The sequence below is a fragment of the Streptomyces sp. NPDC004284 genome, assembly GCF_042874035.1.
Taxonomy (GTDB): domain Bacteria; phylum Actinomycetota; class Actinomycetes; order Streptomycetales; family Streptomycetaceae; genus Streptomyces.
This window is the reverse complement of the sequence record NZ_JBIAMJ010000006.1, coordinates 96,475-117,212: the sequence shown is the minus strand read 5'-3', so window position 1 is coordinate 117,212 and position 20,738 is coordinate 96,475. Positions and strand designations below refer to the sequence as shown.

18 protein-coding genes are annotated in these 20,738 nt (G+C 72.4%); 16 read left to right on the top strand and 2 right to left on the bottom strand.

From position 1 onward, the window contains the following. Positions 1-31: 31 nt before the first annotated feature. A complete protein-coding gene (gene bldD / locus ACFYUS_RS17505; protein WP_017242229.1) occupies positions 32-532 on the bottom strand; it encodes a transcriptional regulator BldD in 501 nt (166 codons plus the stop codon). Between the two features lie 246 nt (positions 533-778). Here bldD and pyrR point away from each other — a divergent pair, with 246 nt between their 5' ends. The 14 genes from pyrR (at position 779) to ACFYUS_RS17435 (ending at position 17,359) form a co-directional block, all read left to right on the top strand. Beyond that, a complete protein-coding gene (gene pyrR, locus ACFYUS_RS17500) occupies positions 779-1,345 on the top strand; it encodes a bifunctional pyr operon transcriptional regulator/uracil phosphoribosyltransferase PyrR (protein WP_388852054.1) in 567 nt (188 codons plus the stop codon). 85 nt (positions 1,346-1,430) lie between these two features. Then, positions 1,431-2,411: an aspartate carbamoyltransferase catalytic subunit gene (locus ACFYUS_RS17495; RefSeq protein ID WP_388852051.1), complete on the top strand. Its 981-nt coding sequence runs from the start codon at positions 1,431-1,433 to the stop codon at positions 2,409-2,411. A 2-nt stretch (positions 2,412-2,413) separates the two neighbouring features. Next, entirely contained in the window at positions 2,414-3,700 is a 1,287-nt protein-coding gene (locus ACFYUS_RS17490; protein ID WP_388852048.1) for a dihydroorotase, read from the top strand. Next, on the top strand, positions 3,697-4,323 hold the full coding sequence (locus ACFYUS_RS17485; protein ID WP_388852045.1) for a hypothetical protein: 627 nt from the start codon (positions 3,697-3,699) through the stop codon (positions 4,321-4,323). The genes ACFYUS_RS17490 and ACFYUS_RS17485 overlap by 4 nt, the downstream gene beginning before the upstream one ends. Beyond that, positions 4,320-5,462, top strand: a complete 1,143-nt coding sequence (carA, locus tag ACFYUS_RS17480) for a glutamine-hydrolyzing carbamoyl-phosphate synthase small subunit (RefSeq protein WP_388852041.1) — start codon at positions 4,320-4,322, stop codon at positions 5,460-5,462. Before ACFYUS_RS17485 ends, carA begins: the two co-directional genes overlap by 4 nt. Then, positions 5,455-8,763 (top strand): carbamoyl-phosphate synthase large subunit, encoded by a 3,309-nt coding sequence (gene carB, locus ACFYUS_RS17475; protein WP_388852038.1) that lies wholly within the window; start codon positions 5,455-5,457, stop codon positions 8,761-8,763. The genes carA and carB overlap by 8 nt, the downstream gene beginning before the upstream one ends. 73 nt (positions 8,764-8,836) lie before the next feature. After that, entirely contained in the window at positions 8,837-9,946 is a 1,110-nt protein-coding gene (locus ACFYUS_RS17470) for a quinone-dependent dihydroorotate dehydrogenase (protein ID WP_388853000.1), read from the top strand. Beyond that, the gene (pyrF, locus tag ACFYUS_RS17465; protein WP_116162024.1) at positions 9,943-10,779 is read left to right on the top strand and encodes an orotidine-5'-phosphate decarboxylase; all 837 of its coding nucleotides are present in this window, start codon (positions 9,943-9,945) and stop codon (positions 10,777-10,779) included. The genes ACFYUS_RS17470 and pyrF overlap by 4 nt, the downstream gene beginning before the upstream one ends. Before the next feature lie 297 nt (positions 10,780-11,076). Further along, on the top strand, positions 11,077-11,400 hold the full coding sequence (locus tag ACFYUS_RS17460) for an integration host factor (protein ID WP_030204477.1): 324 nt from the start codon (positions 11,077-11,079) through the stop codon (positions 11,398-11,400). Positions 11,401-11,473: 73 nt separating this feature from the next. Continuing rightward, positions 11,474-12,037 carry a guanylate kinase gene (gene gmk / locus ACFYUS_RS17455; RefSeq protein ID WP_388852035.1) on the top strand — a complete coding sequence of 188 codons (564 nt, stop codon included), beginning with the start codon at positions 11,474-11,476 and terminating at the stop codon, positions 12,035-12,037. A gap of 28 nt (positions 12,038-12,065) precedes the next feature. Next, positions 12,066-12,338, top strand: a complete 273-nt coding sequence (rpoZ, locus tag ACFYUS_RS17450) for a DNA-directed RNA polymerase subunit omega (RefSeq protein WP_005319902.1) — start codon at positions 12,066-12,068, stop codon at positions 12,336-12,338. Between the two features lie 99 nt (positions 12,339-12,437). Further along, positions 12,438-13,649 (top strand): bifunctional phosphopantothenoylcysteine decarboxylase/phosphopantothenate--cysteine ligase CoaBC, encoded by a 1,212-nt coding sequence (gene coaBC, locus ACFYUS_RS17445; protein WP_388852032.1) that lies wholly within the window; start codon positions 12,438-12,440, stop codon positions 13,647-13,649. Positions 13,650-13,927: 278 nt separating this feature from the next. After that, positions 13,928-15,136, top strand: coding sequence for a methionine adenosyltransferase (gene metK, locus ACFYUS_RS17440; protein WP_388852029.1), 1,209 nt, complete (start codon positions 13,928-13,930; stop codon positions 15,134-15,136). 93 nt (positions 15,137-15,229) lie between these two features. Further along, a complete protein-coding gene (locus ACFYUS_RS17435; protein WP_388852027.1) occupies positions 15,230-17,359 on the top strand; it encodes a primosomal protein N' in 2,130 nt (709 codons plus the stop codon). Positions 17,360-17,461: 102 nt separating this feature from the next. Here ACFYUS_RS17435 and ACFYUS_RS17430 read toward each other — a convergent pair whose 3' ends face one another. Then, on the bottom strand, positions 17,462-17,980 hold the full coding sequence (locus tag ACFYUS_RS17430; protein WP_388852024.1) for a hypothetical protein: 519 nt from the start codon (positions 17,978-17,980) through the stop codon (positions 17,462-17,464). Positions 17,981-18,206: 226 nt separating this feature from the next. Here ACFYUS_RS17430 and fmt point away from each other — a divergent pair, with 226 nt between their 5' ends. Both fmt and ACFYUS_RS17420 read left to right on the top strand, forming a co-directional pair. Beyond that, positions 18,207-19,139, top strand: coding sequence for a methionyl-tRNA formyltransferase (fmt, locus tag ACFYUS_RS17425; RefSeq protein ID WP_388852021.1), 933 nt, complete (start codon positions 18,207-18,209; stop codon positions 19,137-19,139). A gap of 72 nt (positions 19,140-19,211) precedes the next feature. After that, entirely contained in the window at positions 19,212-20,633 is a 1,422-nt protein-coding gene (locus ACFYUS_RS17420) for an RsmB/NOP family class I SAM-dependent RNA methyltransferase (RefSeq protein ID WP_388852018.1), read from the top strand. Positions 20,634-20,738 lie beyond the last annotated feature (105 nt).

Genomic DNA, 20,738 nt, shown 5'->3' with positions numbered 1-20,738 from the left:
CGGTACGTTTCTGCTGTGCCCTCGCCGAGGGTCAGTTGTCCTCGTGGGCGACCGCGCGGCGCGCGTCCGCGTCCAGGACGCCCCAGCTGATCAGCTGCTCGGTGAGGACCGAGGGGGACTGGTCGTAGATGACGGCGAGGGTGCGCAGGTCGTCCTGGCGGATCGACAGCACCTTGCCGTTGTAGTCGCCGCGCTGCGACTGGATCGTCGCCGCGTAGCGCTGGAGCGGGCCCGCCTTCTCCTGCGGGACGTGGGCGAGGCGCTCCAGGTCCAGGACCAGCTTCGGCGGCGGCTCGGCGGCCCCGCCCGGAGTCGTGCCCGGCAGGAGCTCCTGCACCGGCACCCCGTAGAAGTCGGCCAGCTCGGCAAGACGCTGCACGGTCACCGCGCGGTCTCCGCGCTCGTACGAGCCGACCACGACCGCCTTCCAACGGCCCTGGGACTTCTCCTCCACCCCGTGGAGGGACAGACCCTGCTGGGTGCGGATGGCGCGGAGTTTGGCCCCGAGCTGCTTTGCGTATTCGCTGGACATAACGCTCCCGGACGCTGTGACGACATGCGGCTGCGCCGCGCGGCTGGTAACTCACTGTGAGGTTACGCAGCGTTACACCTACCCGTCAAGCCGAATGGTCCGTACCGCCCCCTCCCGGGGGACGGCGCCCGGAGTGGTGGCGGGGGCCCGCAGGGAATCCGCCTCCCACCCCTGGTAGAGTGAACGGCGCAAATCCGACGTCCTTTAAGAACCGTCCCGTGAGGCGGAGAAGGAGGTCCGTTTCCCATGGACACTCAGCAGCAGTACAGCGATGACGCGCGGCCCGTTCTGGAGGCCCCGGACATCGCGCGGGTCCTGACCCGCATCGCCCACGAGATCGTCGAGCGCGCCAAGGGCGCCGACGACGTGGTCCTCCTCGGCATCCCCACCCGCGGCGTCTTCCTCGCCCGCCGGCTCGCCGAGAAGCTCGAATCGATCACCGGCACCAAGATCCCGGTCGGCTCCCTCGACATCACCATGTACCGGGACGACCTGCGGATGAAGCCCGCCCGCGCCATCGGCCGCACCGAGATCCCCGGTGACGGCATCGACGGCCGCCTCGTCGTCCTCGTCGACGACGTCCTCTTCTCCGGCCGCACCATCCGCGCCGCCCTCGACGCCCTCGGCGACATCGGCCGCCCGCGCGCCGTCCAGCTCGCGGTCCTCGTCGACCGCGGCCACCGCGAGCTTCCGATCCGCGCCGACTACGTCGGCAAGAACCTCCCCACGTCGCTGCGGGAGACGGTCAAGGTCCAGCTCTCCGAGGAAGACGGTCGCGACACCGTCCTGCTCGGCTCCAAGCCCGCCTCCTAACCGGACCGGCTTCCCCGCCGGGGCCCGGGCACACCCCTGCGCCCCCGCATGCCCTCACACCTCCCCACCACGGAGAGAAACCCCGATGATGCGTCACCTCATCTCGGCCGCCGACCTCACCCGCGACGACGCCGTCCAGATCCTCGACACCGCCGAGGAGATGGCCCGGGTGGCCGACCGGCCCATCAAGAAGCTGCCGACCCTGCGCGGCCGGACCATCTGCAACCTCTTCTTCGAGGACTCCACCCGGACCCGGATCTCCTTCGAGGCCGCCGAGAAGCGCCTCTCCGCCGACGTCATCAACTTCGCGGCCAAGGGCTCCAGCGTCTCCAAGGGCGAGTCCCTCAAGGACACCGCGCAGACCCTGGAGGCCATGGGCGTCGACGCGGTCGTCATCCGGCACAGCGCCTCCGGCGCCCCGTACCGGCTCGCCACCTCCGGCTGGATCGACGCCCCCGTCATCAACGCCGGCGACGGCACCCACCAGCACCCCACCCAGGCCCTCCTGGACGCCTTCACCATGCGCCGCCGCCTCGTCGGCCGCGACGCCGGCCTCGGCCAGGACCTCGCGGGCAAGCGCATCACCCTCGTGGGCGACGTCCTGCACAGCCGGGTCGCCCGCTCCAACGTCGACCTGCTCCACACCCTCGGCGCCGAGGTCACCCTGGTGGCCCCGCCCACCCTGCTCCCCGTCGGCGTCGAGACCTGGCCCTGCGACATCTCGTACGACCTCGACGGCGTGCTGCCGAAGTCCGACGCGGTGATGATGCTTCGTGTGCAGCGCGAGCGGATGAACGCCGCCTTCTTCCCGACCGAGCGCGAGTACTCGCGCCGCTACGGGCTCGACGGCGAGCGGATGGCGAAGATGCCCGAGCACGCCATCGTCATGCACCCCGGCCCGATGGTCCGCGGCATGGAGATCACCGCCGAGGTCGCCGACTCCGAGCGCTGCACGGTCGTCGAACAGGTCGCCAACGGCGTCTCCGTCCGGATGGCCGTCCTCTACCTGCTTCTGGGCGGCAACGAGTCCGCCGTCAGCCACACCCGCGCCGAGGAGAACAAGTAACCATGAGCAAGATCCTTATCCGTGGTGCCCAGGTCCTCGGCGGCGACGTCCAGGACGTCCTCATCGACGGCGAGACCATCGCCGAGGTCGGCACCGGCCTGTCCGCCGACGGCGCGACCGTGATCGAGGCCGACGGCCAGATCCTGCTGCCCGGCCTGGTCGACCTCCACACCCATCTGCGCGAGCCCGGCCGCGAGGACTCCGAGACCGTCCTCACCGGCACCCGCGCCGCCGCCTCCGGCGGCTACACCGCCGTCTTCGCCATGGCCAACACCCACCCGGTCGCCGACACCGCCGGCGTCGTCGAGCAGGTCTACCGCCTCGGCCAGGAGGCCGGCTACTGCGACGTCCAGCCCATCGGCGCCGTCACCGTCGGCCTGGAGGGCAAGAAGCTCGCCGAGCTCGGCGCCATGCACGACTCCGCCGCCGGCGTCACCGTCTTCTCCGACGACGGCAAGTGCGTCGACGACGCCGTGATCATGCGCCGCGCCCTGGAGTACGTGAAGGCCTTCGGCGGCGTCGTCGCCCAGCACGCCCAGGAGCCCCGCCTCACCGAGGGCGCCCAGATGAACGAGGGCGTCGTCTCCGCCGAGCTCGGCCTCGGCGGCTGGCCCGCCGTCGCCGAGGAGTCGATCATCGCCCGCGACGTCCTCCTCGCCGAGCACGTCGGCTCCCGCGTCCACATCTGCCACCTCTCCACCGCCGGCTCCGTCGAGATCGTCCGCTGGGCCAAGTCCCGCGGCATCGACGTCACCGCCGAGGTCACCCCGCACCACCTCCTCCTCACGGACGAGCTGGTCCGCTCGTACAACCCGGTCTACAAGGTCAACCCGCCGCTGCGCACCGAGAAGGACGTCCTCGCGCTGCGCGAGGCGCTGGCCGACGGCACGATCGACATCGTCGCCACCGACCACGCCCCGCACCCGCACGAGGACAAGGACTGCGAGTGGGCCGCGGCCGCCATGGGCATGGTCGGCCTGGAGACCGCGCTCTCCGTCGTCCAGCAGACGATGGTCGAGACCGGCCTCCTCGACTGGGCCGGCGTCGCCGAGCGCATGTCCTTCGCCCCGGCCCGCATCGGGCAGGCCAAGGGCCACGGCCGTCCCGTCTCGGCTGGTGAGCCCGCGAACCTGACGCTGGTCGATCCGGCTTACCGTGGTGTCGTGGACCCCGCGGACTTCGCCTCCCGCAGCCGCAACACCCCCTACGAGGGCCGTGAGCTGCCGGGACGCGTCACCCACACCTTCCTGCGGGGCCGGGCAACGGTCGTGGACGGGAAGCTGGCGTGACACCACTCATCGCAATCGCCGCAGAGGCAGCCGAGCAGAAATCGGCGGAGGTGACCGACTGGGCCGGACGGCTCGGCTGGATCGCCGGACTGCTGCTCTTCGTCGTCCTCGTCTACTGGCTCATGCGCCAGGGCTGGAAGTGGCGCGGCAGCCTCCAGTCGGACCTGCCCGAGCTGCCCACCCGCCCGTCTCCCACCACCACCCTCAACGGAGGCGGCAAGCCGCCGCAGCCCGGAATGCCGCAGGCGCCCGGTGAGGCGAAACTGACTCTCAGCGGGCGCTACCACGGGTCCACGACCGCCGGGCAGTGGCTCGACCGGATCGTCGCCCACGGCCTCGGCACCCGCAGCCGCGTCGAGCTCACGCTCACCGACGCCGGGATCGAGGTCGTACGCCCCGGGGCGAACGACTTCTTCGTCCCGGCCGCCGCCCTGCGCGAGGCCCGTCTCGACAAGGGCATCGCCGGCAAGGTCCTCGCCGAGGGCGGGCTCCTGATCGTCACCTGGGAGCACGGTGGCGAGCAGCTCGACTCCGGCTTCCGCTCCGACCGGGCCGCCGAGCACACGGCCTGGGTCGAAGCCATCAATTCCATGATCAAAACGACGGAAGGCATCGCACGATGACGACCTCCACCAGGGGAGCCGCCAAGACTCCCGCCGTACTCGTCCTGGAGGACGGCCGCATCTTCCGCGGCCGCGCCTACGGGGCCGTGGGGGAGACCTTCGGCGAGGCCGTGTTCTCCACCGGCATGACCGGCTACCAGGAGACCCTCACCGACCCGTCGTACCACCGCCAGGTCGTCGTGATGACCGCCCCGCACGTCGGCAACACCGGCGTCAACGACGAGGACCCCGAGTCCGGCCGCATCTGGGTCTCCGGCTACGTCGTCCGCGACCCCGCCCGCGTCTCCTCCAACTGGCGCTCCCAGCGCTCCCTCGAGGAGGAGCTGCGCGACCAGGGCGTCGTCGGCATCTCCGGCATCGACACCCGCGCCCTCACCCGCCACCTGCGCGAGAGCGGCGCCATGCGCGTCGGCATCTTCTCCGGCAACGCGCTGCCCGACGAGGGCACCATGCTCGCCGAGGTCCGCCAGGCCCCCGAGATGAAGGGCGCCGACCTCTCCGCCGAGGTCGCCACCAAGGAGACGTACGTCGTCCCCGCGATCGGCGAGAAGAAGTTCACCGTCGCCGCCGTCGACCTCGGCATCAAGGGCATGACCCCGCACCGGATGGCCGAGCGCGGCATCGAGGTCCACGTCCTCCCCGCCACCGCCACCGCCGAGGACATCTACGCCGTCAACCCCGACGGTGTCTTCTTCTCCAACGGCCCGGGCGACCCGGCCACCGCCGACGGCCCCGTCGCCGTCATGCAGGCCGTCCTGGAGCGCAAGACGCCGCTCTTCGGCATCTGCTTCGGCAACCAGATCCTCGGCCGCGCGCTCGGCTTCGGCACCTACAAGCTGAAGTACGGCCACCGGGGCATCAACCAGCCGGTCCAGGACCGCACCACCGGCAAGGTCGAGGTCACCGCGCACAACCACGGCTTCGCCGTCGACGCGCCCCTCGACAGGGTCTCCGACACCCCCTACGGGCGTGCCGAGGTCTCCCACGTCTGCCTGAACGACCAGGTCGTCGAAGGCCTCCAGCTGCTCGACCAGCCGGCCTTCTCCGTCCAGTACCACCCCGAGGCGGCCGCGGGCCCGCACGACGCCGCGTACCTCTTCGACCGCTTCGTGACCCTCATGGAGGCCGAGCGTGCCTAAGCGCACCGACATCCAGTCCGTCCTGGTCATCGGCTCCGGCCCGATCGTCATCGGACAGGCCGCCGAGTTCGACTACTCCGGCACCCAGGCCTGCCGCATCCTCAAGGCCGAGGGCCTGCGGGTGATCCTGGTCAACTCCAACCCGGCCACGATCATGACCGACCCGGAGATCGCCGACGCCACCTACGTCGAGCCGATCACCCCCGAGTTCGTCGAGAAGATCATCGCCAAGGAGCGCCCCGACGCCCTCCTGCCCACCCTCGGCGGCCAGACCGCGCTCAACACCGCGATCTCCATGCACGAGCAGGGCGTCCTGGAGAAGTACGGCGTCGAGCTCATCGGCGCCAACGTCGAGGCCATCAACAAGGGCGAGGACCGCGACCTCTTCAAGGGCGTCGTCGAGGCCGTCAAGGCCAAGATCGGCTACGGCGAGTCCGCCCGCTCCGTCATCTGCCACTCCATGGACGACGTCCTCAAGGGCGTCGAGACGCTCGGCGGCTACCCCGTCGTCGTCCGTCCCTCCTTCACCATGGGCGGCGCCGGCTCCGGCTTCGCCCACGACGAGGAGGAGCTGCGCCGCATCGCCGGCCAGGGCCTCACGCTCTCCCCGACCACCGAGGTGCTCCTGGAGGAGTCCATCCTCGGCTGGAAGGAGTACGAGCTGGAGCTCATGCGCGACAAGCACGACAACGTCGTGGTCGTCTGCTCCATCGAGAACTTCGACCCGATGGGCGTCCACACCGGTGACTCGATCACCGTCGCCCCGGCGATGACGCTCACCGACCGCGAGTACCAGCGCCTGCGCGACATCGGCATCGCGATCATCCGCGAGGTCGGCGTCGACACCGGCGGCTGCAACATCCAGTTCGCCGTCAACCCGGACGACGGCCGGATCATCGTCATCGAGATGAACCCGCGCGTCTCCCGCTCCTCGGCGCTCGCCTCCAAGGCGACCGGCTTCCCGATCGCCAAGATCGCGGCCCGTCTCGCCGTCGGCTACACGCTGGACGAGATCCCGAACGACATCACGGAGAAGACCCCGGCGTCCTTCGAGCCCACGCTCGACTACGTCGTCGTCAAGGCCCCGCGCTTCGCCTTCGAGAAGTTCCCGCAGGCCGACTCCACCCTCACCACCACCATGAAGTCGGTCGGCGAGGCCATGGCCATCGGCCGCAACTTCACCGAGGCGCTCCAGAAGGCCCTGCGCTCCCTGGAGAAGAAGGGCTCGCAGTTCACCTTCACCGGCGAGCCCGGCGACAAGGCCGAACTGCTGCGCGAGGCGGTCCGCCCGACCGACGGCCGCATCAACACCGTCATGCAGGCCATCCGCGCCGGCGCCACCCCGCAGGAGGTCTTCGACGCCACGAAGATCGACCCGTGGTTCGTCGACCAGCTCTTCCTGATCAAGGAGATCGCCGACGAGCTGGCCGCCGCCGAGAAGCTCGACCCCGAGATCCTCGCCGAGGCCAAGCGCCACGGCTTCTCCGACGCCCAGATCGCCGAGATCCGCGGCCTGCGCGAGGACGTCGTCCGCGAGGTTCGGCACGCCCTCGGCGTCCGCCCGGTCTACAAGACGGTCGACACCTGCGCCGCCGAGTTCGCCGCCAAGACCCCGTACTTCTACTCGTCCTACGACGAGGAGACCGAGGTCGCCCCGCGCGAGAAGCCCGCCGTGATCATCCTGGGCTCCGGCCCGAACCGCATCGGCCAGGGCATCGAGTTCGACTACTCCTGCGTCCACGCCTCCTTCGCCCTGAGCGACGCCGGCTACGAGACCGTGATGGTCAACTGCAACCCGGAGACCGTCTCGACGGACTACGACACCTCCGACCGCCTGTACTTCGAGCCGCTGACGCTCGAGGACGTGCTGGAGATCGTCCACGCCGAGACCCTCGCCGGCCCCGTCGCCGGTGTCGTCGTCCAGCTCGGCGGCCAGACCCCGCTGGGTCTGTCGCAGGCGCTCAAGGACAACGGCGTGCCGGTCGTCGGCACCTCCCCGGAGGCCATCCACGCCGCCGAGGACCGCGGCGCCTTCGGCCGCGTCCTCGCCGAGGCGGGCCTCCCGGCGCCCAAGCACGGCACCGCGACCACCTTCGCCGGTGCCAAGGCCATCGCCGACGAGATCGGCTACCCCGTCCTCGTACGCCCCTCGTACGTGCTCGGCGGCCGCGGCATGGAGATCGTGTACGACGAGGCCCGCCTGGAGTCGTACATCGCCGAGTCCACCGAGATCAGCCCCACCCGGCCGGTCCTGGTCGACCGCTTCCTCGACGACGCCATCGAGATCGACGTCGACGCGCTCTACGACGGCACCGAGCTCTACCTCGGCGGCGTCATGGAGCACATCGAGGAGGCCGGCATCCACTCCGGCGACTCGGCCTGCGCCCTGCCCCCGATCACCCTCGGCGGCTACGACATCAAGCGCCTGCGCGCCTCCACCGAGGCCATCGCCAAGGGCGTCGGCGTCCGCGGCCTGATCAACATCCAGTTCGCCATGGCCGGCGACATCCTGTACGTCCTCGAGGCCAACCCGCGCGCCTCCCGCACGGTCCCCTTCACCTCGAAGGCGACCGCCGTGCCGCTCGCGAAGGCCGCCGCCCGCATCTCGCTCGGCGCCACCATCGCCGAGCTGCGCGCCGAGGGCCTGCTGCCGAAGAACGGCGACGGCGGCACCCTGCCGCTCGACGCGCCGATCTCCGTCAAGGAGGCCGTGATGCCGTGGTCGCGCTTCCGCGACGTGCACGGCCGCGGCGTCGACACCGTCCTCGGCCCGGAGATGCGCTCCACCGGCGAGGTCATGGGCATCGACGCGGTCTTCGGCACGGCCTACGCCAAGTCGCAGGCCGGCGCCTACGGCCCGCTGCCCACCAAGGGCCGCGCGTTCATCTCGGTCGCCAACCGCGACAAGCGCTCGATGATCTTCCCGGCCCGCGAGCTCGTCGCCCACGGCTTCGAGCTGCTGGCCACCTCCGGCACCGCCGAGGTCCTCAAGCGCAACGGCATCAACGCCACGGTCGTCCGCAAGCTCAGCGAGGGCGAAGGCCCGAACGGCGAGAAGACCATCGTCCAGCTCATCCACGACGGCCAGGTCGACCTGATCGTCAACACCCCGTACGGCACCGGCGGCCGCCTCGACGGCTACGAGATCCGTACGGCCGCGGTGGCGCGCAGCGTCCCCTGCCTCACCACGGTCCAGGCGCTCGCCGCGGCCGTCCAGGGCATCGACGCGCTGAACCACGGCGGCGTGGGCGTCCGCTCGCTCCAGGAGCACGCGGAGCACCTGATCGCGGCCCGCGACTAGCAAGCCCGTACGAGGAGGGGGACACCGGCAGGATCGCGGTGTCCCCCTCGTCATGACCTGGAGCCACCCCCGCATGTACAAGTTCTTCTTCCACCTGGTCTTCAAGCGCATGGACCCCGAGCAGGCCCACTACATGGCCTTCCGCTGGATCCGGCTCGCCGCCCGCATCCCGGTCCTGCGCACCTTCGTCGCCGCCGTCCTCGCGCCCCGCTACGAGGAGCTGCGCACCGAGGCCCTCGGCCTGCGCATGCACGGCCCCTTCGGGCTCGCCGCCGGCTTCGACAAGAACGCCGTCGCCATCGACGGCATGTCGATGCTCGGCTTCGACCACGTCGAGATCGGCACCGTCACCGGCGAGGCCCAGCCCGGCAACCCCAAGAAGCGCCTCTTCCGGCTCGTCCCGGACCGCGCCCTGATCAACCGCATGGGCTTCAACAACGAGGGCTCCGCCGCCGTCGCCGAGCGCCTCGCCACCCGTACGCCGGTCTTCAGGACCGTCGTGGGCGTCAACATCGGCAAGACCAAGGTCGTCCCCGAGGCCGAGGCCGCCGCCGACTACGTGAAGTCCACCGAGCGCCTCGCCGCGCACGCCGACTACCTCGTCGTCAACGTCTCCTCCCCGAACACCCCCGGCCTGCGCAACCTCCAGGCCACCGAGTCCCTGCGCCCGCTCCTCACGGCCGTCCGCGAGGCCGCCGACCGCACGGTCACCGGCCGCCGCGTCCCCCTCCTGGTCAAGATCGCCCCCGACCTGGCCGACGAGGACGTCGACGCGGTCGCCGACCTCGCCCTGGAGCTCGGCCTCGACGGCATCATCGCCACCAACACCACCATCGCGCGCGAGGGCCTCGGCCTGAAGTCCGACCCCGAGCTGGTCAAGGAGACCGGCGGCCTGTCCGGCGCGCCCGTCAAGGAGCGCTCCCTCGCCGTCCTGCGCCGCCTCCACGCGCGCGTGGGCGACCGCCTGGTCCTCGTCGGCGTCGGCGGCATCGAGAACGCCGAGGACGCCTGGCAGCGCATCCTCGCCGGCGCCACCCTCGTCCAGGGCTACAGCGCCTTCATCTACGAGGGCCCGTTCTACGCCCGCGCGATCCACAAGGGCCTCGCCGCGCGCCTCGCGGCCTCCCCGTACGCCACCCTCGCCGAGGCCGTCGGCGCCGACAACCGAAAGGCCACCTCGTGACTCTCTCCTTCGGCACCCGCCTCCGTACCGCCATGGACGAGCGCGGCCCGCTCTGCGTCGGCATCGACCCGCACGCCGCCCTGCTCGACTCCTGGGGCCTGACCGACGACATCGCCGGTCTCGAGCGCTTCACCTTCACCGTCGTCGAGGCCCTCGCCGAGACCGTGGCCGTCTTCAAGCCGCAGTCCGCCTTCTTCGAGCGCTTCGGCTCGCGCGGCATCGCGGTCCTGGAGCGCGCCACCGCCGACCTGCGCGCGGCGGGCGGCCTGGTCGTCATGGACGCCAAGCGCGGCGACATCGGCTCCACCATGGCCGCGTACGCGGAGACCTTCCTGCGCAAGGACTCCCCGCTCTTCTCCGACGCGCTGACGGTCTCCCCGTACCTCGGCTACGGCGCCCTCAAGCCGGCCGTCGACCTGGCCCGGGAGTCCGGCGCCGGCCTCTTCGTGCTGGCCCTCACCTCCAACCCGGAGGGCGCGGAGGTCCAGCGCGCGGTCCGCGAGGACGGCCGGACCATCGGCGCGACCATGCTCGCCCACCTCGCCGAGGAGAACGCGGGGGAGACCCCGATGGGCTCCTTCGGCGCGGTCGTCGGCGCCACCCTCGGCGACCTGTCCTCCTTCGACCTGGACATCAACGGGCCGCTCCTCGCCCCCGGCATCGGCGCCCAGGGCGCGACCCCCGCCGACCTCCCCGCCGTCTTCGGCGCGGCGGTCCGCAACGTCGTCCCGAACGTCAGCCGCGGGGTCCTCCGGAACGGCCCGGACGTGGCCGCCCTGCGGGACTCGGCGCACCGCTACGCGGACGAGATCCGCGCGGCCGTCGCCGGCTGACGGGTCTCCCGGACAATCCGCAGGTCGGAGCGGACGGGGTGCCCGGTGGTGAGCCGTCTCACTCCTTGACGAAAACTTGGCCCAAAACCGGGTCGATATGCCGGAAAAGTCCTGGTCGGTCGATGCTGACCAGGACTTTTCCTCTGTTCTCGCTGACTGGAGCGGCCTCGGCCGCTAGTCTCCGGAGCAGAGCAGGCGTTCAACGACCACACCGTTGATCGTTGCTCCACTGGTGTGGGGCGTCCAGGTTCCTCACCGGTCCGTATCCGACAGATCGACATCCGAGGTGACGTAGGCGTGGCTCTTCCGCCCCTTACCCCTGAACAGCGCGCAGCCGCGCTCGAAAAGGCCGCCGCGGCTCGCCGGGAGCGGGCCGAGGTCAAGAATCGACTCAAGCACTCCGGCGCCTCCCTGCACGAGGTCATCAAGACCGGCCAGGAGAACGACGTCATCGGCAAGATGAAGGTCTCCGCCCTCCTTGAGTCCCTGCCCGGCGTCGGCAAGGTCCGCGCCAAGCAGATCATGGAGCGTCTCGGCATCTCCGAGAGCCGCCGCGTCCGTGGTCTCGGCTCCAACCAGATCGCCTCCCTGGAGCGCGAGTTCGGCAGCACCGGCGCCTGATCGGGCCACCGGTCGGGCTCCCGGCCCGGGACGCGCGTCCCGGGCACACCGGTGAAGCTGGAATAATCGCTGCATGGCAGCAGAGGTACGTCCGCGGCTGACCGTGCTCTCCGGCCCCTCAGGGGTCGGCAAGAGCACGGTCGTCGCTCATATGCGCAAGGTCCACCCCGAGGTCTGGCTCTCGGTGTCGGCCACGACACGGAAGCCCCGCCCCGGCGAGAAGCACGGCGTCCACTACTTCTTCGTCACGGACGACGAGTTCGACAAGCTGATCGCCAACGGCGAGCTCCTCGAATGGGCCGAGTTCGCGGGCAACCGCTACGGCACCCCGCGCGGCGCCGTCCTGGAGCGTCTCGACTCCGGCGAGCCCGTGCTCCTGGAGATCGACCTCCAGGGCGCCCGGCAGGTGAAGGACTCCATGCCGGAGTCCCAGCTGGTCTTCCTGGCCCCGCCGAGCTGGGACGAGCTGGTCCGCCGGCTCACCGGCCGCGGCACCGAGTCGCCCGAGGTCATCGGGCGCCGTCTGGAGGCCGCGAAGGTCGAGCTGGCCGCCGAGTCGGAGTTCGACACCACGCTCGTCAACACCTCCGTCGAGGACGTCGCACGCGAGCTGCTAACGTTGATGCACGTTGTCTGATCTTTTTTCCATCTTCGGAAGGTAGAGCGTGTCCTCTTCCATCACCGCGCCCGAGGGCATCATCAACCCGCCGATCGACGAGCTGCTCGAGGCCACCGACTCGAAGTACAGCCTCGTGATCTACGCGGCCAAGCGCGCGCGTCAGATCAACGCGTACTACTCCCAGCTCGGCGAGGGCCTGCTGGAGTACGTGGGTCCGCTCGTCGACACCCACGTCCACGAGAAGCCGCTCTCGATCGCCCTGCGCGAGATCAACGCGGGTCTGCTGACGTCCGAGGCCATCGAGGGTCCGGCTCAGTAAGCATGTAGCGCTTGTCACCACAGGCCCGGCGGAACATCCGCCGGGCCTGTGGTGTCTCATGGAGTCGTACGCATCCGAGTGCGGGGAGTCGTGGAAGTCGTGTCCAAGCCGAAGGTCGTCCTGGGCGTCAGCGGCGGCATCGCCGCCTACAAGGCGTGCGAGCTGCTCCGCAGGCTCACCGAGTCGGGCCACGACGTGCGCGTCGTCCCCACCGACTCCGCCCTCCACTTCGTCGGCGCCGCCACCTGGTCCGCGCTCTCCGGGAACCCCGTCTCCACCGAGGTGTGGGAGTCCGTCCACGAGGTCCCGCACGTGCGGATCGGCCAGGCCGCCGACCTCGTCGTCGTCGCGCCCGCCACCGCCGACATGCTCGCCAAGGCCGCCCACGGCCTCGCCGACGACCTGCTCACCAACACGCTGCTCACCGCGCGCTGCCCGGTCGTCTTCGCCCCCGCCATGCACACCGAGATGTGGGAGCATCCGGCGACCCAGGAGAACGTGGCCACCCTGCGCCGCCGCGGCGCCGTCGTCATCGAGCCCGCCGTGGGCCGCCTCACCGGCGTCGACACGGGCAAGGGCCGGCTCCCGGACCCGGCCGAGATCTTCGAGGTCTGCCGCCGGATCCTGGCCCGCGGCGTCACCGCCCCCGACCTCGCCGGCCGGCACGTCGTCGTCAGCGCGGGCGGCACCCGCGAGCCCCTCGACCCCGTCCGCTACCTCGGCAACCGCTCCTCCGGCAAGCAGGGCTACGCCCTCGCCAAGGCCGCCGCCGCCCGCGGCGCCCGGGTCACCCTCGTCGAGGCGAACACCGGCATCGCCGACCCGGCCGGGGTCGACGTCGTCCACGTCGGCACCGCCGTCCAGCTCCGCGAGGCCGTCCTCAAGGCCGCCGCCGACGCCGACGCGGTCGTGATGGCCGCCGCCGTCGCCGACTTCCGCCCGGCCGTCTACGCCACCGGCAAGATCAAGAAGAAGGACGACGGGGGCGCGCCGACGATCGAACTCGTCCGCAACCCCGACATCCTCGCCGAGCTGGCCGCCGACCGCGCCCTGCCCGGCCAGGTGGTCGTCGGTTTCGCCGCCGAGACCGACGACGTCCTCGCCAACGGCCGGGCGAAGCTCCGCCGCAAGGGCTGCGACCTGCTCGTGGTCAACGAGGTGGGGGAGCGCAAGACCTTCGGCTCCGAGGAGAACGAGGCCGTCGTCCTCGCCTCGGACGGCGCCGAGACCCCTGTGCCGTACGGACCGAAGGAAGCGCTCGCCGAGACGGTCTGGGACCTGGTCCTGCCCCGGCTGCGCTCCACGACCTGACGCATCCCGTCCGCTCCGGCGGCGGCCCCCCCGGTGGGGCGATCCCGATCCGCCGGAGGTGCGAAACGCCACCCCGGGAGTGATTCGCGCCTCTCTCCGGTGGGCACATCTGCCTTGCCGCAGGCCGGTTCCGCCCGGTCACCGGTATTCGCCAGGCGAGACACCTGGTCCATTGTCCGACCACGACCGATAGACTGTTCGTGGAACGTCGCGGGGCGCAGCCCCCTGCCGGTCCGCGTCACGAGTAGCCAGCAGCCGCTGCAACCCCAGGGAGCGTTGTGTCCCGTCGTCTGTTCACCTCGGAGTCCGTCACCGAGGGCCACCCCGACAAGATCGCTGACCAGATCAGCGACACCATTCTCGACGCACTGCTGCGCGAGGACCCCACCTCGCGCGTCGCCGTCGAGACGCTGATCACCACCGGCCTGGTGCACGTCGCCGGTGAGGTGACCACCAAGGCGTGGGCGGACATCCCGACCCTCGTCCGGAACAAGATCCTCGAGATCGGTTACGACTCCTCGAAGAAGGGCTTCGACGGCGCCTCCTGCGGCGTGTCGGTGTCCATCGGATCCCAGTCCCCGGACATCGCCCAGGGTGTCGACACCGCGTACGAGAAGCGCGTCGAGGGCGACGAGGACGAGCTCGACAAGCAGGGCGCCGGCGACCAGGGCCTGATGTTCGGCTACGCGTCGGACGAGACCCCCGAGCTGATGCCGCTGCCGATCCACATCGCGCACCGGCTCTCCCGCCGTCTGACCGAGGTCCGCAAGAACGGGACCATCCCGTACCTGCGCCCCGACGGCAAGACCCAGGTCACCATCGAGTACGACGGCGACAAGGCCGTCCGCCTCGACACGGTCGTCGTCTCCTCGCAGCACGCCTCGGACATCGACCTGGAGTCGCTGCTCGCGCCCGACATCCGCGAGTTCGTCGTCGAGCACGTGCTCAAGCAGCTCGTCGAGGACGGCATCAAGCTGGACACCGACGGCTACCGGCTGCTCGTCAACCCCACCGGCCGCTTCGAGATCGGCGGCCCGATGGGCGACGCCGGCCTGACCGGCCGCAAGATCATCATCGACACCTACGGCGGCATGGCCCGCCACGGCGGCGGCGCCTTCTCCGGCAAGGACCCGTCCAAGGTCGACCGCTCGGCCGCCTACGCCATGCGCTGGGTCGCCAAGAACGTCGTCGCCGCGGGCCTGGCCTCGCGCTGCGAGGTTCAGGTCGCCTACGCGATCGGCAAGGCCGAGCCCGTCGGTCTCTTCGTCGAGACCTTCGGCACCCACACGGTCGAGACCGAGAAGATCGAGAACGCCATCGCCGAGGTCTTCGACCTCCGCCCGGCCGCGATCATCCGCGACCTCGACCTGCTCCGCCCGATCTACTCCCAGACCGCCGCCTACGGCCACTTCGGCCGCGAGCTGCCCGACTTCACCTGGGAGCGCACGGACCGCGTGGACGCCCTCCGGCAGGCCGCCGGCCTGTAGTCCCAGGCGACAGGCGACGAAGCCCGGCACCCCGTGGGGTGCCGGGCTTCGGCCATGTCCGGCTGTCGGTGGCGTCTGATAGGTATGGGGGCTGTGAGCAGCGAGAACGAGAAGTCCGACGAGCCCGAGCAGCTCGCGCTCATCCGGGAGACCGTCCGGAAGGCGAAGGTGCCGCGGGCCAAGCCCCGGACCTGGCGGGGGGCCGCGCTGGCCAAGGAGCTGCCGGTCGCGCGGGTCGTCGTGAACAAGGGGGCGCTCCACCTCGACCAGTTCTTCGACTACGCGGTCCCCGAGGAGCTGGACGAGGCCGCCCGGCCCGGGGTGCGGGTGCGGGTGCGGTTCGGCGCGGGCGCGCACCAGGTGCGGGGCGGCCGGCGCGAGGGCGGGCGGCTGATCGACGGGTTCCTGGTGGAGCGGCGCGCCGAGTCGGACTACTCGGGGCCGCTGGCCGCGCTCGCCGACGTCGTGTCGCCGGAGCCGGTCCTCGGGCCGGAGCTGCTCGGGCTCGCGCGGGCGGTCGCCGACCGGTACGCGGGAAGCCTCGCCGACGTGCTCCAGCTGGCCGTTCCGCCGCGCAACGCGACCGCCGAGCGCAAGCCCTCGCCCGCGCCGCTGCCGCCGCCGAGGCCGCCGGAGCCGGGGAGCTGGACGCGGTACGAGCGCGGGCCGGCGTTCCTGGACTCCCTCGCGCGCGGCGGGGCGCCCAGGGCCGTGTGGAACGCGCTGCCGGGGCCGTACTGGGCCCAGGAGATCGCCCGGGCCGTCGCCGCGACCCTCTCCTCCGGGCGGGGCGCCCTCGTCGTCGTCCCCGACGGGCGGGCCGCCGCCCGGGTCGACGCGGCGCTGACCGAGGTCCTGGGGGAGGGGCGGCACGCGGTGCTCACCGCCGAGGCCGGGCCCGAGAAGCGGTACGCGCAGTGGCTCGCCGTGCGGCGCGGCGCCGTGCGGGCCGTCGTCGGCACCCGGGCCGCGATGTTCGCCCCCGTACGGGACCTCGGGCTCGCCGTCATCTGGGACGACGGCGACGGCAGCCACAGCGAGCCGCACGCCCCGCAGCCCCACGCGCGCGAAGTGCTGCTGCTGCGCGCCGCCCACGACCGGTGCGCCTTCCTCCTCGGCTCCACCAGCTGCACCGTCGAGGCCGCCCAGCTCGTCGAGTCCGGCTGGGCCCGGGCGCTGGGCGCCGGACGCGAGCAGGTCCGCAAGGCCGCGCCCCTGATCCGTACCGTCGGCGACGGCGAGCTCGCCCGCGACGAGGCCGCGCGCGCCGCCCGGCTGCCCTCGCTCGCCTGGCAGACCGTTCGGGAGGGCCTCAAGACCGGGCCGGTGCTCGTCCAGGTCCCCCGCCGGGGGTACGTGCCGAGGCTGGCCTGCGAGCGCTGCCGCACGCCCGCCCGCTGCCGGCACTGCGCCGGGCCCCTGGAGGCCCCCGAGCAGCAGGAGCTGCGGTGCGGCTGGTGCGGCCGCGGCGCCCCCGACTGGCACTGCGCGGAGTGCGGCTCGACCCGGCTGCGGGCCCAGGTGGTCGGCGCCCGGCGGACCGCGGAGGAGCTCGGCAGGGCGTTCCCCGCCGTGCCCGTACGGACCTCCGGACGCGACCACGTCCTGGACAGCGTGCCCGGGCGCCCCGCGCTCGTCGTCTCCACCCCCGGCGCCGAACCCGTCGCCGAGGGCGGCTACGCGGCCGCGCTGCTCCTCGACGGCTGGGCCATGCTCGGCCGGCCCGACCTGCGCGCCGGCGAGGAGGCGCTGCGCCGCTGGATCGACGCGGCCTCCCTCGTCCGGGGCCAGACCGAGGGCGGCACGGTCGTCGTGGTCGCCGAGCCCACCCTCCGCCCCGTGCAGGCCCTCGTCCGCTGGGACCCGGTCGGACACGCCCAGCGAGAGCTCGCCGAGCGGGCCGAGCTGGGCTTTCCCCCGGTCTCCCGCATGGCCGCCGTCACCGGGCCGCCGGAGACCGTCGAAGCCTTCCTGGCGTCGGCGGGCCTCCCCGCCGACGCCGAGGTCCTCGGTCCCGTCCCGCTGCCCGTCGTCCGCCCCGGCGGCCCCCGCCGCCCCGGCGACCCGCCCCCCGGCGAGCAGTGGGACCGAGCCCTGGTCCGCGTCCCGCCCGGAAGCGGCGCGGCCCTGGCCGCCTCGCTCAAGCAGGCCCGCGCGGGGCGACTCGCGCGGGGCGGCGGGGACCCGGTACGGATCCGGGTGGACCCGCCGGACATCGGGTGACGGTCGTTCCGGCCCGGTGGGCGGCGGCCGGCGCGGGTGCCTCCGGACGTGCCGCGGCCGCCCGGCCCCGATAGGGGCGGGCGGCCGTGGTGGTCCTGCGGGTCAGGCGTTGCGCGGGGCGGGGAAGGCCGACGGGCGCGGGTCCTCGCGGAGGGCGGAGCTGCCCGAGGTGGGCTGCGGCGGCATCGAACGGGCGGCGGGGACCGAGGGGAGCGTGCGGGTCACGCCCGGCTCCGCCGAGTGGTCCTGGTCCACGGCCACGCCCTGCTGGGGTGCGCGCCGGGCGCCGTAGCGGCGGTGGACGGCCTGCTTGGTGACCCCGAGCGCGGAACCCACCGCGTCCCAGGAGAACCCGAGCGAGCGGTCGAAGTCGACCGCCGCGGTGACCAGGGTCTCGACACTGTCCCGCAGCTCCTGGGCGAGACGTACGGTCGGGGCGGGCGCGCGGCCGTAGACGACGAAGCCCGTCGACGGGCCGGAGCGGCGAGGGCGGTAGACATTGCCCAGCTGGGCCGTGAGCGTGCGCAGTGCGTCCACCTGCCGCCGGACCCGCTCGATGTCCCGCACCAGCAGGTGCAGACTTGCCCGGGCTTGGGCGTCGTGGGTTGCGTGGTCGGCCATGTGAAAGCCTCTCGAACCGGCGTTTAAGGGGGCGGGCCGCAGAGGGGACAGCGGCCCGATTCGGTCAATCTCTCTTGACCAACGCGCCACCGGGAGTTGGGTCACGCTGCGGGGGCGTACACGCATATGCGCAGGGCGCTCGTCCTTCCGTACGCCCCCTTCCCGCAGGACGCCTAGACTGGTGCGCTGCCCGCAACGCCCCCGGAGAGACAGGCAGTCGCCACCCATGAAGCTCGTCTTCGCAGGCACCCCCGAGGTAGCCGTTCCCGCCCTGGACGCCCTGCTCGCCTCCGGGCGGCACGAGGTGGCCGCCGTGGTCACCCGGCCGGACGCCCCGGCGGGGCGCGGCCGGCGGCTCGTCGCCAGCCCGGTGGCCCAGCGGGCGGAGGAGGCCGGGATCGAGGTCCTGAAGCCGGCCAGGCCCCGCGACGAGGAGTTCCTCGCCCGCCTGCGGGAGATCGCGCCGGACTGCTGCCCGGTCGTCGCGTACGGCGCGCTGCTGCCCAAGGTCGCCCTCGACATCCCCGCCCACGGCTGGGTCAACCTGCACTTCTCGCTGCTGCCCGCCTGGCGCGGCGCCGCGCCCGTGCAGCACTCCCTGATGGCCGGCGACCAGGTCACCGGCGCCTCGACCTTCCTCATCGAGGAGGGCCTCGACTCCGGCCCGGTCTACGGCGTCGTCACCGAGGACATCCGCCCCACCGACACCAGCGGCGACCTGCTCACCCGGCTCGCCTTCGCGGGCGGAGGGCTGCTCGCCGCGACCATGGACGGCATCGAGGACGGCACGCTCAAGGCCGTCCCGCAGCCCATCGAGGGCATCACGCTCGCCCCGAAGATCCAGGTCGAGGACGCCCACGTCGACTTCGCCGCCCCCGCCCTCCGCGTGGACCGCGTGGTCCGCGGCTGCACCCCCGCCCCCGGCGCCTGGACCCTCTTCCGCGGCGAACGCCTCAAGCTGATCCAGGTCGCCCCGCTCCCCGACCGCACCGACCTCGCCCCCGGCGAGCTCTCGGTCGGCAAGAACAACGTCTACGCGGGCACCGGCTCGTACGCCGTCGAACTCCTCTGGGTCCAGCCCCAGGGCAAGAAGCCGATGAAGGCCGCCGACTGGGCCCGCGGCGTCCGGATCGCCCCGGGCGAGCGGCTGGGGGCGTAGGGCGCGAGCGGCTCCGCGGGCGACGTAGGCTGGGAGCGTTCGACCCTCTTCATTTCGTCACGCGGAGCACCTTTGAGCGAGCAGGCACGTCGTCGTCCCCCCAAGCCCTACCGGCGGCCCCAGAAGGACCCCGTCCGGATGCTCGCCTTCGAGGCGCTGAGGGCGGTGGACGAGCGGGATGCCTATGCGAACCTGGTGCTGCCGCCGCTGTTGAAGAAGGCGAGGGAGAAGGAGGGCCCCGACAAGTTCGACGGCCGGGACGCGGCGCTCGCGACCGAGTTGGTGTACGGGACGCTGCGGCGGCAGGGCACGTACGACGCGATCATCGCGGCCTGTATCGACCGGCCGCTGCGTGAGGTCGATCCGCCGGTGCTCGACGTGCTGTCGCTCGGGGCGCACCAGCTGCTCGGGACGCGGATCCCGACGCACGCCGCGGTCTCGGCCAGTGTCGAGCTGGCCCGGGTGGTGCTCGGTGACGGGCGGGCCAAGTTCGTGAACGCCGTGCTGCGGAAGATCTCGCAGCAGGACCTCGACGCCTGGGTCGAGCAGGTGGCCCCGCCGTACGACGAGGACGCCGAGGACCACCTCGCGGTCGTCCACTCGCACCCCCGCTGGGTCGTCTCGGCGCTCTGGGACGCGCTCGGCGGCGGGCGGGCCGGGATCGAGGACCTCCTGGAGGCGGACAACGAGCGGCCCGAGGTCACGCTCGTCGCCCGCCCCGGCCGCTCCACCACGGAGGAGCTGGCCGCGGCCACCGAGACCCTGCCGGGCCGCTGGTCGCCCTATGCCCTGCGGATGGCCGAGGGCGGCGAGCCCGGCGCCATCGAGGCGGTCAAGGAGGGCCGGGCGGGCGTCCAGGACGAGGGCAGCCAGCTCGTCGCGATCGCCCTCGCCAACGCGCCGGTGGAAGGCACCGACGCCCGCTGGCTCGACGGCTGCGCCGGCCCCGGCGGCAAGGCCGCCCTGCTCGGCGCCCTGGCGGCCGAGCGCGGCGCCTTCCTGCTCGCCTCCGAGAAGCAGCCGCACCGCGCCCGCCTCGTCGAGCGCGCCCTGGCCGGCAACCCCGGCCCGTACCAGGTGATCGCCGCCGACGGCACCCGCCCGCCGTGGCGCCCCGGCACCTTCGACCGCGTCCTCATGGACGTGCCCTGCTCGGGCCTCGGCGCCCTGCGCCGCCGCCCCGAGGCCCGCTGGCGCCGCCGCCCCGGGGACCTGGACGGCTTCGCCCCGCTCCAGCGCGCCCTGCTCACGGAGGCGCTCGGCGCCGTGCGCGTCGGGGGAGTGGTGGGGTACGCGACCTGCTCGCCGCACCTCGCCGAGACCCGGGTGGTCGTCGACGACGTCCTGAAGAAGGTCGGCGGCGCCGAGCTGATCGACGCCCGCCCGCTGCTGCCCGGCGTCCCGGCGCTCGGCGACGGCCCGGACGTCCAGCTGTGGCCGCATCTGCACGGTACGGACGCCATGTACCTGGCGCTCATCCGCCGGACCGCCTGACCTCCGGCGGTCCGGCCCCCGCCCGACCCTTCGATCATCTGACCGTAATCTCCCGGTCCGTCCGGGTCTCGGACTCGTCACTTCGTACCGAAGTAGGTCTGGACC

What these genes read in the sequence shown, in the direction of transcription:
- ACFYUS_RS17430 (WP_388852024.1), bottom strand. Translation starts at nt 17,980, where the DNA reads ATGGCCGACCACGCAACCCACGACGCCCAAGCCCGGGCAAGTCTGCAC.
- ACFYUS_RS17470 (WP_388853000.1), top strand. Translation starts at nt 8,837, where the DNA reads ATGTACAAGTTCTTCTTCCACCTGGTCTTCAAGCGCATGGACCCCGAG.
- carA (WP_388852041.1), top strand. Translation starts at nt 4,320, where the DNA reads ATGACGACCTCCACCAGGGGAGCCGCCAAGACTCCCGCCGTACTCGTC.
- gmk (WP_388852035.1), top strand. Translation starts at nt 11,474, where the DNA reads ATGGCAGCAGAGGTACGTCCGCGGCTGACCGTGCTCTCCGGCCCCTCA.
- bldD (WP_017242229.1), bottom strand. Translation starts at nt 532, where the DNA reads ATGTCCAGCGAATACGCAAAGCAGCTCGGGGCCAAACTCCGCGCCATC.
- ACFYUS_RS17490 (WP_388852048.1), top strand. Translation starts at nt 2,414, where the DNA reads ATGAGCAAGATCCTTATCCGTGGTGCCCAGGTCCTCGGCGGCGACGTC.
- ACFYUS_RS17495 (WP_388852051.1), top strand. Translation starts at nt 1,431, where the DNA reads ATGATGCGTCACCTCATCTCGGCCGCCGACCTCACCCGCGACGACGCC.
- pyrR (WP_388852054.1), top strand. Translation starts at nt 779, where the DNA reads ATGGACACTCAGCAGCAGTACAGCGATGACGCGCGGCCCGTTCTGGAG.
- fmt (WP_388852021.1), top strand. Translation starts at nt 18,207, where the DNA reads ATGAAGCTCGTCTTCGCAGGCACCCCCGAGGTAGCCGTTCCCGCCCTG.